Raw genomic sequence first — 14,199 nt, forward strand, 5'->3', positions numbered from 1 at the left:
ATATGCAGAAACTTTTGTTTATCATTTTCTTGATCGTCTTTCGTATACTTGTTTATGCTTATGGCGATTGAATTTCCGGTTACGATAGATTTGTTTGGAAAAACATTTCTCTTACATCCTTTTATGGAAGGATTGGGGATGTTTATTGGTATGCGTTATTATCAGTTGCTCAAATGGAAGGATCAGGAAAGTTTAGGGCATACCAATTCCCTTCTTATTGTTATTGCTGCCGGCCTAGGGGCTTTGGTCGGCTCACATGTCATCGGTTCGCTCGAGCGTCCGGCTGAATTGCTCAATGCGACACATAAATGGGCTTACATCTGGGTGAATAATACGATAATCGGTGGTTTGGCGGGAGGTTTGGTTGCCGTGGAAGGGATGAAAAAGATCATGGGTAAAAAAGAAAGTACCGGTGATCGGATGGTCTTTCCCCTGATTAGTGCAATTTCCATTGGTAGGGTAGGTTGTTTTTATACGGGTGTATTCGAGCAGACCTATGGTTTACCCACAACGTCTCCATTGGGGATGTATTTGGGGGATGCCTATAAACGGCATCCGGTAGCGCTGTATGAAATCGCATTTTTACTGCTCTTATTTGTAGGACTCCAGCTTTTTAAACGGCGATACAATTATCGAAATGGTGTGTTGTTTCAGCTTTTTATGCTTAGTTATTTTAGTTTTCGTTTCCTGTTGGACTTTATTAAGCCACGGGCAATTATACTTTTGGGGCTAAGTACCATACAAATTACCTGCATCGTGGTGATAATTTATTATATTTATTTATTAAAAAATGAACGTTTAATCAAAAAATAGAAATTATGTATTTGCTTGAGGGGTCATTTGGATCGGAAAGTACCGCGATGTTGGGACTTTTTCTACTTACTATAGGTGCTATTGTGATCGGTATTGCACTTTTGGTTATTATTATCGGCTCGATTATTAAAGCTGGAAATAAAGAATCCAAATTCAATGTCAATCCCTGGCTTAAAGTATTGTTGGGCGGAATTGGAGCAATGTTGGCAGGGGGACTTGCCTGTGGACTTACCTTTATGAACTAGAGATCAGCTTTATGCCAGTTAGAAACTATACATACTACGATTACACCATCAGCCTATGTCCAACATGCCTTTCGCGTGTTGGTGCCAAGATTATTATCGAGGATGAACAGGTATTTATGACGAAAAACTGTCCTGATCATGGCTTTTTCAAAACACTGATAGCAACTGATGTTGACTATTATAAGAACATTCGGAATTATAATAAAGCCTCAGAAACACCTTTGAAATTTGATAATGAAGTACATTATGGCTGTCCCTATGATTGTGGCTTATGCGTCGATCATGAACAGCACAGTTGCCTTTCTATCATCGAAGTGACCGACCGCTGTAATTTGACCTGTCCAACCTGCTATGCCATGTCATCGCCCCATTATGGACGACATCGCTCGCTGGAAGAAATTGAACGGATGTTTGACAAAATCGTCGAAAGTGAAGGTGAACCGGATGTGGTTCAGATCAGTGGTGGAGAGCCAACCATACATCCTGATTTTTTTAAAATTTTAGACATTGCGAAGACAAAGCCTATTAAGCATCTCATGCTCAATACGAATGGGATCAGAATTGCAAATGATCCTGGTTTTGCTGAGCAACTCGCGACTTATGCGCCTGAATTTGAAATCTATCTCCAGTTCGATTCCTTTCGCCCATCGGTGCTTGAGAAATTCCGGGGCAAAGATCTTACGGATATCCGAAAAAAGGCCATAGACAAATTAAATGCACTCAATCTAAGTACAACCTTGGTCGTTGTCCTGGAAAAAGGAACCAACGATGATGAAATAGGGGAAATATTGGATTACGCCTTACAACAGCGATGTGTACGGGGGGTAACCTTTCAACCGGTGGAAATTGCCGGTCGAAATGCGGCCGATGCACAACAACATAAAATGACATTAACGGAGGTACGTCAGGAAATCCTGAATCAATATCCACTATTGGACCCACATGATATTATTCCTGTTCCTTGTAATCCTGATGCTTTGGCGATGGGCTATATACTGAAAATAGGAGCGGAGCGTATACCTTTGACCCGACATATTGATCCTGCTATTTTGTTAAATAGCCAATCGCGCAACACCATTGTATATGAACAAGACAAAGGTGTTCAGATGCAATTGCTGAATATATTTAGCACGGGAATTTCTGTGGATAAGGTAAAGCCAAAAGTAAACCAGTTGCTTTGCTGTTTACCCGAAGTCTGCGCACCTGATCTTGACTACGACAATCTTTTCCGAATTATCATTATGAATTTTATGGATGCCTACGATTTTGACGTTCGTGCAGTCAAAAAATCATGTGTCCATATCGTCAACAAAGACTTGAAATTAATTCCTTTTGAGACGATGAATTTATTTTATCGTGATGATAAAATAAAACGGCTGGAAGAACTAAAACTATCGGATGCTATTCGATTTTAACAGGAGATAAGTTATTTTTGTCGAAGAAATACCTTTTGTCCTTTCTTTGCAAAATGTAGTGTTCATTGCATTTGGCTACACATTGCCAGGTAAGGAAATCAACAAAATTAGAAGTATGAAATTGGGCATTGTTAAGCGTTTTATTTTTGTCTTAAGTCTCTTGGCTTTTCAGTTGCATGTGTCTGCACAGGATTCAGTTCAGGTTAGAAAAAATCAAAGTAACGATCGAACCGCGGCACATGTTGGCTTCAATAAAAGGTCAGCTGTGGATTCCACACGTGTTGGCAATGACTCCTTACGTAATGACCTGAAGAAGGTCAATTTGACTTTTCTTGCTAATATTCGAACAGGTTCAATGGCGGATTTCGTTGCACAACTGAATGAGAAATCCAATACGTATACTGCGACCAATACAGGATCGGCCAAAGACAGTATTGCCGCAATTAAAAATAGTATTCACGAGGAAATTAAACAGCTGAAGTCTATCAAGGGCAGTATCAGTAATTATTCAAACAGTCTTACTATTACCCAGGATCAGATCAGGAATTTGGTCAACCGGTATGATATTAGTACCAGTAATCATAGTCGCGCGTACCAATACCTTGATAATGCTCAGCTCAAGCTGTCGGCAAAAATGGATTCTCTGGAGGCCATCAACCGTACTATAGATGAACTTATCGCCAAGAACCAACGCCATTTGCTGCGTCTGGATGCTGTGCATGAGGTGAAAAATGTAAGTAAAAAGGCCGATTCTACATCGAGCAAAAGTTCGATCTGGAAAGCGAATACGGCCGCAATTTCAAAAGATGTCTTATTAAATAATATCCGTACAAATTATAGTAATAATAAATCGATTGACAAATATGTTAATCGGACCGATTGGGCGAGTCGTATCCTATTGATTGTATTGGGATTGGGCTATTGCTACTGGATTGTGCGGGTGTCCTATATCCTTCGACAGAATGATTCTGAACATAAACTTGCGATTGATGCTATCGTTGGGAAAACAATTATTTTCCTCTTGACACTGTTGCCTTTTGTAAACTTCTTTACACCAAGTTTCATTCTGCAGGCTTCCCAATTGGTCATTATGTTAATCTTCATGTTTTTGCTAAGGCATCGCATGAGCGGGTTACAGCGTAAAATTGCCATTATCCTCATTGTATTCTATCTCCTGGATGTATTTGTCAATATGATCGTAAGCGATGACCTCTTTTTAAGGATCGTTTGTATCGCCTTTAATCTGATCGCACTGGGACTTGTTAGCTACACAAAGCGACGAATCAAAAATGCAGATAGTCCGGGGTATATCAGCAATTTTATATATGTCGTTTTCGCTATCCTCAATATCACGGCAATTACCTTGAATGTGATTGGCCATGTTGAGCACTCGCGGAGCTTTAGTATTGCCTGTGCCGTTGGTTTAGTCCAATCCTTTACGTTGCAGTATTTTGCAGACATGATTAAGGCTGATGTACGTAATCAGTTTAAAAAAGATCGACTGACTGCAGGATTCTGGATGCGTTTTAACGAACAGCGTACATTGGCTATCATCACCGAAATCCTTCGGATCGTATGTGTACTTTTGGCTATTATTGTGTTGGCAAACAACTTACAGTTTATAGAAACACTATTGGCAGCGAGCGGAGTCTTTTTTGGCAAAGTGCGCAGCATTGGAAGCATATCTTTTACACTCGGCAACCTTGTTGTGGCTGTTTTACTGCTTCTGGTGGCCAACTGGTTTCAAAAAAATATCAGTTTGATTGTTCTTGGCGGTGAAGATGGTCAGCTTAGCCAGGTCTATAATCAGAAGATGACCCTATTTCCGCTATTTCGTTTAGCGATTATTCTGATTGGTTTTTTTATGGCAATCTCTGCCCTGGGAATGAGTTTGGATAAACTTACCGTTGTCATCGGAGCACTGAGTGTTGGTATTGGTCTGGGCATGCAGAATATCATCAATAATTTTGTGTCTGGTATTATTTTAGTTTTTGACAAGCCATTTCGGGTGGGTGACCAAATTGAGCTTGCCGACAAAAAAGGGCGGGTCAAAGAAATCGGTATACGTGCCAGTGTCCTAAAAACTGCAGATGGTGCAGATGTTATCATCCCAAATGGCGATTTACTCTCTGGAAGAGTCGTCAATTGGACTTTATCACAGGAGTACAGCAAAACAAGCTTTGTACTCCATATCGATCGACAGGCCGATCTGGACAAAGCGAAAGAATGGATTAAAGATGCGATGATGGCGAGCCCATATTACATCCAGGAAAGAGACAGCGGGATCAGCATACAGGATATCAGTGCGGAAATGATCTATCTAAGTGTTTACTGCTGGGTAAACGCGGCGGGCAATGCCTCGTCGCTTAAAAACGATGTGTTGCTTGTATTATACAAAAAGTTTGAAGCGGAGGGGTTGAAATTTTATAGTGTCATTCCTCCCAAAAATTAATTTATCAATTGACTTTTTCTGACGAGTATGCATCATGGATTATGGTCAAGGCTTATTATTTAGTCAAATGAGTTCGGAAATATAAGGGGCTGAATCCCTTGGCCCGTTTGTAGAAATGTGAAAGATGGCTCTCGTCGGTAAATCCGAGTTCTGCAGCAATTTGTTTCAAGGTATAATCTTTGGATTTAAGTCTGTTTTCGATGAGTTCGATCCTGTAGCTGTTAATATAGGCTCTTAAACTGGTGCCGAAGTTCTTCTTAAAATAGATTCCAAAATAGGATGGAGCAATATTAAATTTCTGAGCCAGCAGGTTGACCTGAAGTTTTTCGGGCGAAAAAATATAGCGATGAATATAAGCCGAAATCGATCGGTCAACATATAGTTCATGCTGCTGGGGTAAGCGTTGCGCTTCTGATATTTCTTTATAGAGCCCAAAGATCGCAACGAGTTGGTCAAATAGCCAATCAGAACGCTCGTTGACAGTGGCATTACTATACAGTCGGACAGCTTCCAGGATATGTGAATAAATCAGGCGATGGTGCTCGTCCATATACAGTTTGCGTTCCTTTAATCCTTTATCGTTCATTAGCTCCATAATCCAGGCATAGCGCTTTAGATTACGTTTATTCTGCAGGAAGTAGGTGTCTGTAAATAAAATAAACAAAAAATGGGTCTTTTCTTCAATGTTAAAATAATGCTTGTCTTCCGGACTAATTAAGAACACATCGCCAGGTTCATAATTCAGTTCAAATTTGTTGATCACATGGGTTCCTTTGCCCGAACGAATATAAACAAGCTCATAATAATTTTGCTCGTGGGGGGGCAAATGAAAATTATCCTCAATAAATTCACTGATCCGTAAAGGTTCAAACTGTTTTTTGCGCATTGCTCGCCTGATATATATCTTTAAATGTACATAAAAATAATGTATTTGTACATGTTATTGCCTGCTCTACTATCGCACCTTTGTGTCGTATAAAATGATAAGAAAACATGATTAATTTTATAATGATTGCATTTTGCATCGCAGCGGGGATGTTATTAAGGCGAACAAATTTAATTCATTCCGAAGCACATAAAGGGATCAATACCTGGATTCTTTATTTTGCCCTGCCGGCGGTGTCTTTCAAATATATTCCGAAGATCGTATGGTCATCACAATTGCTGTTTCCCGTATTTTCGGCAATCCTCGTTTGGGCAGGTAGTTGGTTATTTATGGAAGTGTACTGTCGGCGCAAAAATTATAAACAGCGTTCCCGTAGTAGCTTGGAATTGGCCGCAGGTTACAGCAATACGTCCTTTATAGGCTTTCCATTGATCATCGCCTATTTTGGTGAAGCCCAATTGCCGATTGCAATTATTTGCGACCAAACTACATTTATTCTACTTTCTACAGCCGGAATCATCAATGCACTAAAAGCGAATGTCCAGGATGGCGAAACGATCGATGTCAAATTTATGCTTCGAAAGTTAGTCAGCTTTCCACCCCTGATCGGTTGTATAACAGCCTTAATGCTGTCTCAATTTGTTGATCTTTCAGTTGCCGAGCCTTTTTTTTGATAAGTTGGTGGCCACGGTTGGGCCATTGGCCTTATTTTCTATTGGTTTGCAGTTGAAGTTTGATGGTTGGCGACAACAGATTTCGCAGATCAGTACAGCGATGAGTTATAAATTGATTCTAGCGCCAGCATTGGTATTACTATTTGCATTACTACTTGGTGTGAAGGGAGCTGTTGCGCGGATCAGTATATTCGAAGCAGCTATGCCAACCTTGGTCACTTCAGGGATCATTGCCGAACAATACCATCTGAATACCAAGCTGGTCAATCTGGTTATCGGTTTTAGTATTGTTGTGGGGCTGCTAACAACTGCATTTTGGGATTTTGTTATTCGACTTTTTTTTCTCCTAGCCTACGGTTGCATTGATTGATTGATTGATTGATTGATTGATTGATTGATTGATTTTGAAAACAGCGTAGGCCTAATTTGGCAGCGATTAGTCTTATCCGAAGTATTGTGTAGGCGTGGGGATGTATTCACTTCGTAACATTTTGATAGTGAATCATCTCATGCGAACAACTTTTTTGCTGTTCAACTGTTATTAGGCTATAACCATCTATAAAAAGGAGGTATGTTATGAACCTGATACACAAAATTGAACATTGGGGCGATGCTCATCACCCACAATGGATTGATTACCTAAGAATAGCCTTAGGGGTCGTGATTTTTGCCAAAGGTGTAAGTTTCGTAAATGATAGGGATGTTGTTCAACATATGATTGAGCAAAGTAGTTTCCACTTATCATCATGGGGTGCTGTTCACTATGTGGTTTTTACCCATTTGGTGGGAGGGTTGTTCCTAATTTTAGGTTTTCAAACCCGTTTGGCCTCACTACTGCTATTTCCGGTACTGGTAGGGGCTGTATTTTTTGTTAATATCACCCACGGGTTTAGTTATTTGAATTCCGAATTGTGGCTTTCTATAGTCGTATTCTTTTTGCTGATCTTTTTTATGGTCATGGGCTCTGGAAAATACTCCCTAGATCAAATGATGAACAAACCAGGATACAAAAGGGATATCTAAAAAAAAGCTCCTTCATATATGAAGGAGCTTTTCTTTTTTATTTGCCTTGCTCGTCAATCCATTGGCGTGCATTAACGAATGCTTCAATCCAAGGAGAAACTTCGTCCTGACGACCTTTTGGATAATTTGCCCAATGCCATTGGAACACCGAACGCTCAATATGTGGCATAGTAGCCAAGTGGCGTCCAGTCTTATCGCAAACCATTGCTGTATTATAGTCCGAACCATTTGGGTTATGCGGATATTGCTCATACGCATATTTTGCAACGATATTGTATTGCTCTTCAGCATATGGAAGGTTGAATTTTCCCTCCCCATGTGAGATCCAAACACCCAATGTACTTCCCGCTAGTGTCGATAACATGACGGAATTGTTTTCCTGAACTTTTACAGATACAAAGTTTGACTCGTGTTTTCCGGAAGTATTGTGTAGCATTTTTCCGTGGATTTCATGCTCAGGATTGATCATCTCAAGTTCCATAAATAGCTGACAGCCATTACAGATACCAACCGAAAGTGTATCCGGACGAGCAAAGAAATCGGTTAGGGCTTTTTTCGCTTTTTCATTGTAAAGGAAAGCGCCAGCCCAACCTTTTGCCGAACCCAATACATCTGAGTTCGAGAAACCACCTACAGCACCGATAAATTGGATGTCTTCCAATGTCTCACGACCCGCGATCAAATCGGTCATGTGAACATCTTTTACATCAAAGCCAGCCAAGAACATGGCGTTAGCCATTTCGCGTTCGGAGTTGGAACCTTTCTCACGAAGGATCGCAGCTTTCGGACGTGGTTTAGTTCCGTCGATTACTGGTTTCTTACCATCAAAATGACTTGGGAAAGTAAAGGCTAGGGGTTGATTTTTATAATTATCGAAACGTTGTTGTGCTGTTCCATTTTTAGACTGCTTTGAATCCAAAAGGAATGATGTTGTAGACCATACATCACGTGTTGCTGCAACATCAAAGCTGAATACCGCTTCTTGATTTTTAATCGTTACCGTATTACCTTCGATCACCTGGCCGATTTTAACCGCGTCCACAGCAGCTTCTTTGACAATCGCTTCAAAAGCAGCGTCGTCTTTCGCTTGCAGGACAAGTGCAATATTCTCATTAAAGAAGGCTTTTACGCTATCAGATTCATTTAATGCTGAAAGGTCATAGTTGGCGCCGAGATTAACATCGGCAAAGGTCATTTCCAATAAGGTGGTAATCAAGCCCCCCGATCCGACATCGTGACCAGCTTCGATCTGTCCTTCGTTAATTAATTGTTGTACGGTATTGAATGCTGTTTTGAAATAAGCAGCATCTTGAATGGTCGGTACTTCAGTACCTAATTTATTGATGATCTGCGCAAATGACGAACCGCCTAATTTGAACTGATCTTTTGATAAGTTGATGTAATAGATCGATCCGGCCTTTTTGTTCAGCACAGGTTCTACCACTTTTGTGATATCCGTACAATTTCCTGCGGCAGAAATGATCAATGTGCCTGGGGCAATGACGTTTTCGCCGTTTGGATATTTTTGCTTCATCGACAAAGAATCTTTTCCCGTTGGGATATTGATTCCCAATGCAATGGCAAAATCCGAGCAGGCTTTAACAGCTTGGTATAAGCGGGCATCTTCCCCCTCATTATTGGCCGCCCACATCCAGTTGGCCGATAGGGAGATTCCTGCGAGGCCATTTTTTATTGGCGCAAATACGATGTTGGAAAGCGATTCGGCAATAGCCGTTCTACTTGCCGCCGCCGGATCCACCAAGGCAGCAACAGGGGAGTGACCTATTGTTGTCGCAATACCTTCTTTACCTTTATAGTCAAGTGCCATAACACCGACGTTGTTCAACGCCAATTGCAATGGACCTGCACATTGTTGTTTGGCAACACGGCCACCAACACAACGGTCTACTTTATTGGTTAACCAATCTTTCGAAGCAACAGCTTCCAATTGTAATACTTGGTTTAAGTAGTTTGGAATGTCGGTTGCATCATAAGCAAGATCCGCATAATTGCGAACCACGGCTTTATCGCGCATGAAAGTTTTTGGCGATGAACCAAAGAAATCTTCAAGGGCATAATCCATTGGTTTTTCACCTGTACTTTTCGATTCGAAAGTAAAGCGGTGGTCGCCAGTGACATCACCTACAGTGTACATTGGTGCACGTTCGCGATCTGCAACACGTTTTAACGTGTCAATATCATCTTCAGCGATCACAAGTCCCATACGTTCTTGCGATTCATTACCGATAATTTCTTTTGCCGATAGTGTAGGATCTCCTACAGGAAGTGCATCCAGGTCAATTAAACCTCCGGTCTCTTCAACAAGTTCAGATAAACAGTTTAAGTGGCCGCCTGCACCATGATCATGGATCGAGACAATTGGGTTATGATCTGACTCTACTAAGCCACGAACAGCATTCGCTGCACGTTTTTGCATTTCGGGATTGGAACGTTGAATCGCATTAAGCTCAATTCCAGAACCAAATGCTCCTGTATCTGCAGATGATACAGCGGCTCCACCCATTCCGATGCGGTAATTTTCACCACCTAGGATAACGACTTTATCACCAGTTTTCGGCGTATGTTTTTTCGCTTGATCTAGTTTTCCATAGCCAACACCACCAGCTTGCATAATGACTTTGTCGTAACCAAGTTTACGGCCATCCTCTTCATGCTCAAAGGTCAATACAGAACCTGTAATGAGGGGCTGACCAAACTTATTACCGAAGTCAGAAGCACCGTTGGAAGCTTTGATCAGGATGTCAACTGGGGTTTGGTATAACCATTGACGCTCTTGCATCGCATTTTCCCACGGGCGAGTTTTGTTGAGTTCCTTTGCCGGCTCAGTTAATGTTCCTGCCTGAAGGTCCAATTTATTTTGTTCCAATCGCGAATAAGCAGTCATATATACGGCTGTACCCGCCAATGGAATCGCTCCTTGGCCACCGGCCATACGGTCGCGGATTTCACCACCTGACCCAGTAGCAGCTCCCGAAAATGGTTCTACAGTAGTAGGGAAATTGTGTGTTTCCGCTTTTACTGATAAAACCGAATCAAATGCTTTCTCTTCGTAAAAATCAGGTTTGTCTGCAGATTTAGGTGCAAATTGTGTGACACGTGGACCTTTAACAAAGGCAACGTTATCTTTATAAGCAGAAACAATCTCGTTCGGATTGGTTTCAGAAGTCTTTTTGATTAATTTAAATAAGGAAGTGGGCTGCTCTTCGCCATCGATGATAAAGGTACCATTGAAAATCTTGTGTCTACAGTGTTCAGAATTTGCTTGTGAAAAAGCGAATACTTCTGAGTCTGTAAGCAGACGACCCAATTTGGTCGAGAGATTATTGAGGTAGTCTACTTCTTCTGGATTTAGCGCAAGGCCCTCAGATTTGTTGTAGGCCTCGATGTCTTCAATTTCCAATATCGGTTCAGGTGTGATGTTGACGGTATACATGTCCTGTGTCAACATACTGAACTTTTGTGAAATCATTGGATCGAAGTCATTGAAATCCGCTGGTACCGGTTGAAATTCTTCTATACGAACAATTCCTGCAATGCCCATATTTTGTGTGATTTCTACGGCATTGGTACTCCAGGGAGTAACCATCGCAGCGCGGGGTCCAACAAAGTAGTGGTTAAGGTTTTGGTCGTCTAGTTTTTTGGCGTTGCCGAATAGCCAGTTGAGTTTAGTAATGTCTTCTTGTGATAAAGAGTTTACGCTTTGAACACCATATACAGTGTTCGATGGGTTCTCAAAGAAATGAATCATTATAAATGTTTGTTTTGAACGTTCTTCAAATTAAAGCACAAAGTTACATATTTATTTTGATGGAAAGGCTTGAATTTTCATTAAAAAATAGGCTCAGGTTGCGTTTACTGGAAAAGGCCAAAATTGCTGTTTTGTGTAAATAAGTGTAAAGTTATGTTAATTCATGTAAATAAAAGTTATAATTAATAATTGCATTCGTTTCGTTCGGGGAAAGCCCCTACATTCGCAGCATTCATCACCTATGAATAAATATGATTATCCTTGGGAAGGGGTTTATGAACTCCTTCATACGATCTTTTCCTTCGGTATAAATCTAAGGTCCAAATAACTACCTTGGTTCTATCGTATCAACTTTCAAAAAAGATAAAATCGCTTGCTGCCTAGCCTAATGAAGTCTTTTGAGGAGCCTACCTACCGCATTAAATTCAGACCAACTGTTGATGAAGGGTAAATTGACGTTGGATATAAACTCAAATTTATCTAAGTTTGTGCATCAAATCAAATTCGAGATGAATATTTCATATAATTGGTTAAAACAACACGTTAATATAGATTCGACACCGGAGGAACTATCGCTTATCTTGACAAATACAGGATTGGAAGTAGAAGCTTTGGATGTTGTGCAGAGTATCCCAGGTGGATTGGATGGTTTGGTTGTTGGTGAAGTGAAAACTTGTGAACAGCATCCTAATGCCGATAAATTAAGAGTAACTACCGTTGATGTCGGTGGACCGGAGTTATTGCACATTGTATGTGGCGCACCGAACTGTCGTACAGGATTGAAAGTCATTGTTGCTACAGTGGGCACGACATGCCATCCGCTTACAGGAGAGCCTTTTAAAATTACCAAATCTAAAATTCGTGGTGAAGTTTCCGAAGGTATGTTGTGTGGAGAAGATGAAATCGGTTTAGGAACATCCCATGCCGGTATCGTTGAATTACCAGCTGATGTTGCCGTGGGGACCTTAGTGAAAGATCATTTCAATATCCAGGATGATTACCGTTATGAAATTGGTTTAACACCAAATCGTGCAGATGCAGCTTCGCATTTAGGCGTTGCAAGAGATATTGCGGCACATTTTCGTACACAATTGTTAAAAGCAGATGTTTCTGCATTCAAGGCTGCTGAGGCTGAGGGAACGACAGTGGTCGTTGCGGACGCACAGGCGAGCCCACGTTATAGTGGTATCAATATTACTGGTGTTCGCGTTGGCGAATCTCCAGATTGGTTAAAAGAGAAATTAAATGTTATCGGTGTTCGTCCGATCAATAATATTGTCGACGTCACCAATTATATATTACACGATTTAGGTCAGCCATTGCATGCTTTTGATGCTGATAAAATTGCGGGAAACAAAGTCCTTGTTCGTCTTGCGACTGAGGGCGAGAAATTTGTTACTCTGGATGGTGTGGAGCGTACCTTGTCTGCAGAGGACTTGGTGATTGCCGATGCTGAAAAACCGATGTGTATTGCGGGGGTTTTTGGTGGAGCACATTCTGGTGTATCAGCCGAAACGACCAATGTATTTTTGGAGTCAGCTTATTTTAATGCTGTTTCTGTACGGAAGACTTCCAAAAGACATGGTTTAAAAACAGATGCTTCTTTCCGTTTCGAACGGGGTACCGATCCAAATATTACGGTTGAAGCATTGAAGCGCGCTGCTTTATTGATTCAAGAAATTGCAGGTGGAACGATTTCATCTACCCTAAAGGATGAGTATCCTGTTGTGATTAAACCGTTTTCATTTCACGTGAGCTATGCGAATGTGGTTCGTTTGATCGGTCAGGCGATTCCAAATGAAGAAATTAAATCCATTATTGTCGCTCTTGGCATTGAAGTCACTTCAGAAACTGAAACGGGCCTTGATGTGTTGGTGCCGGCATATCGTGTCGATGTCACACGTGAGGTAGACGTTGTGGAGGAAGTGTTGCGTATTTATGGTTATAACAATATTGAGTTGAAGTCACAAATTAAGGCCTCTTTAAATACGGTTGAAAAGCCAGATAAGGAAGTTGTCTTAAATCAATTGGCAGATCTATTGATTGCAAATGGATTTCGTGAGATTCTGTCCAACTCCCTAACAAAGCTGGACTATGCGGATGATAGCGAAACGGCGGTTAAATTGTATAATCCATTGAGTTCGGATTTGGATACGATGCGTCAAAATATGGTTTTTTCTGTTTTGAGTGCGATTGAATATAACCAAAAACGAAGAAACTTTGATCTGAAATTCTTTGAATTCGGTAAGACATATGCGCTGGATGGTGAAGGCTATAAAGAAACGCAACACCTAGTTTTTGCTATGGCGGGTAAAAATGAAGCTGAGCAATGGAATAGCAAAAAAGACGCAGTTAATTTCTATAACCTAAAAGCAGCCGTAGATACTGTTATCAAAAGGCTGAAAATTGAAGGGGTTCAGATACAAGATGCTGCAAGTTCACATTTTGCCTATGGTTTGAACTATATGAAAGGGCAGAAATGTTTGGTTTCATTTGGTGCAATTGCAAACGCAGATTTGAAAAAAGCAGATGTTGAAGGTCAGGTTTTCTTTGCTGATTTTGACTGGGATGTTTTGATGAAAATCATTCGTAAGAATAGCATTCAATATAAAGAAGTTTCCAAATTCCCGGCTGTACGCAGAGATTTGTCGCTCTTGATCGACGAAAATGTAAGCTTCGATAAGTTACAATTTGTTGCTCAAAAGACCGAACGCAAGCTTTTAAAGGAGGTAAATGTGTTTGACGTGTATAAAGGTGATAAAATTCCGGAAGGGAAAAAGTCTTATGCTCTGAGCTTTATCTTGCAGGATGAAGAAAAAACACTTACTGATAAGCAAATTGATGCGATAGTTCAAAAATTAATTGTTAATTTTGAGAAGGAACTAGGCGCGGAAGTGCGTGGTTAATTAGAGATACAACATT

The 14,199-nt window shown here is 40.8% G+C and carries 10 protein-coding genes; 8 read left to right on the forward strand and 2 right to left on the reverse strand.

Annotation, left to right across the window (positions count from 1 at the left end):
• Positions 1-60: 60 nt before the first annotated feature.
• The 4 genes from BV902_RS11125 to BV902_RS11140 all read left to right on the forward strand — a co-directional run bounded on the left by BV902_RS11125 (position 61) and on the right by BV902_RS11140 (position 4,925).
• A complete protein-coding gene (locus tag BV902_RS11125) occupies positions 61-813 on the forward strand; it encodes a prolipoprotein diacylglyceryl transferase (RefSeq protein ID WP_075994722.1) in 753 nt (250 codons plus the stop codon).
• A 5-nt stretch (positions 814-818) separates the two neighbouring features.
• The gene (locus tag BV902_RS11130) at positions 819-1,058 is read left to right on the forward strand and encodes a hypothetical protein (RefSeq protein WP_046675824.1); all 240 of its coding nucleotides are present in this window, start codon (positions 819-821) and stop codon (positions 1,056-1,058) included.
• An 11-nt stretch (positions 1,059-1,069) separates the two neighbouring features.
• Positions 1,070-2,473, forward strand: a complete 1,404-nt coding sequence (locus tag BV902_RS11135; RefSeq protein ID WP_075991988.1) for a radical SAM protein — start codon at positions 1,070-1,072, stop codon at positions 2,471-2,473.
• Positions 2,474-2,588: 115 nt separating this feature from the next.
• Positions 2,589-4,925 carry a mechanosensitive ion channel family protein gene (locus BV902_RS11140; protein ID WP_083663806.1) on the forward strand — a complete coding sequence of 779 codons (2,337 nt, stop codon included), beginning with the start codon at positions 2,589-2,591 and terminating at the stop codon, positions 4,923-4,925.
• Positions 4,926-4,980: 55 nt separating this feature from the next.
• Here BV902_RS11140 and BV902_RS11145 read toward each other — a convergent pair whose 3' ends face one another.
• Entirely contained in the window at positions 4,981-5,811 is an 831-nt protein-coding gene (locus BV902_RS11145) for a helix-turn-helix domain-containing protein (RefSeq protein WP_075991989.1), read from the reverse strand.
• 107 nt (positions 5,812-5,918) lie between these two features.
• Between BV902_RS11145 and BV902_RS28075 the strand changes: the two genes are divergently transcribed.
• The 3 genes from BV902_RS28075 to BV902_RS11155 all read left to right on the forward strand — a co-directional run bounded on the left by BV902_RS28075 (position 5,919) and on the right by BV902_RS11155 (position 7,508).
• Entirely contained in the window at positions 5,919-6,485 is a 567-nt protein-coding gene (locus BV902_RS28075; protein ID WP_237242100.1) for an AEC family transporter, read from the forward strand.
• A gap of 7 nt (positions 6,486-6,492) precedes the next feature.
• Entirely contained in the window at positions 6,493-6,855 is a 363-nt protein-coding gene (locus BV902_RS28080; protein ID WP_237242101.1) for an AEC family transporter, read from the forward strand.
• Between the two features lie 206 nt (positions 6,856-7,061).
• A complete protein-coding gene (locus BV902_RS11155) occupies positions 7,062-7,508 on the forward strand; it encodes a DoxX family protein (protein WP_075991990.1) in 447 nt (148 codons plus the stop codon).
• Between the two features lie 37 nt (positions 7,509-7,545).
• Here the strand turns inward: BV902_RS11155 and purL are convergent, their stop codons facing one another.
• Entirely contained in the window at positions 7,546-11,277 is a 3,732-nt protein-coding gene (gene purL / locus BV902_RS11160) for a phosphoribosylformylglycinamidine synthase (protein WP_075991991.1), read from the reverse strand.
• 509 nt (positions 11,278-11,786) lie between these two features.
• Between purL and pheT the strand changes: the two genes are divergently transcribed.
• A complete protein-coding gene (pheT, locus tag BV902_RS11165; RefSeq protein WP_075994724.1) occupies positions 11,787-14,183 on the forward strand; it encodes a phenylalanine--tRNA ligase subunit beta in 2,397 nt (798 codons plus the stop codon).
• Positions 14,184-14,199 lie beyond the last annotated feature (16 nt).

The sequence above is a fragment of the Sphingobacterium sp. B29 genome (assembly GCF_001952815.1).
GTDB classification, from domain to species: domain Bacteria; phylum Bacteroidota; class Bacteroidia; order Sphingobacteriales; family Sphingobacteriaceae; genus Sphingobacterium; species Sphingobacterium siyangense.

Bases quoted from the DNA above. Each gene is read 5' to 3' on its own strand.
- BV902_RS11125 (WP_075994722.1), top strand. From the start codon at position 61: ATGGCGATTGAATTTCCGGTTACGATAGATTTGTTTGGAAAAACATTT.
- BV902_RS11130 (WP_046675824.1), top strand. From the start codon at position 819: ATGTATTTGCTTGAGGGGTCATTTGGATCGGAAAGTACCGCGATGTTG.
- BV902_RS11135 (WP_075991988.1), top strand. From the start codon at position 1,070: ATGCCAGTTAGAAACTATACATACTACGATTACACCATCAGCCTATGT.
- BV902_RS11140 (WP_083663806.1), top strand. From the start codon at position 2,589: ATGAAATTGGGCATTGTTAAGCGTTTTATTTTTGTCTTAAGTCTCTTG.
- BV902_RS11145 (WP_075991989.1), bottom strand. From the start codon at position 5,811: ATGCGCAAAAAACAGTTTGAACCTTTACGGATCAGTGAATTTATTGAG.
- BV902_RS28075 (WP_237242100.1), top strand. From the start codon at position 5,919: ATGATTAATTTTATAATGATTGCATTTTGCATCGCAGCGGGGATGTTA.
- BV902_RS11155 (WP_075991990.1), top strand. From the start codon at position 7,062: ATGAACCTGATACACAAAATTGAACATTGGGGCGATGCTCATCACCCA.
- purL (WP_075991991.1), bottom strand. From the start codon at position 11,277: ATGATTCATTTCTTTGAGAACCCATCGAACACTGTATATGGTGTTCAA.
- pheT (WP_075994724.1), top strand. From the start codon at position 11,787: ATGAATATTTCATATAATTGGTTAAAACAACACGTTAATATAGATTCG.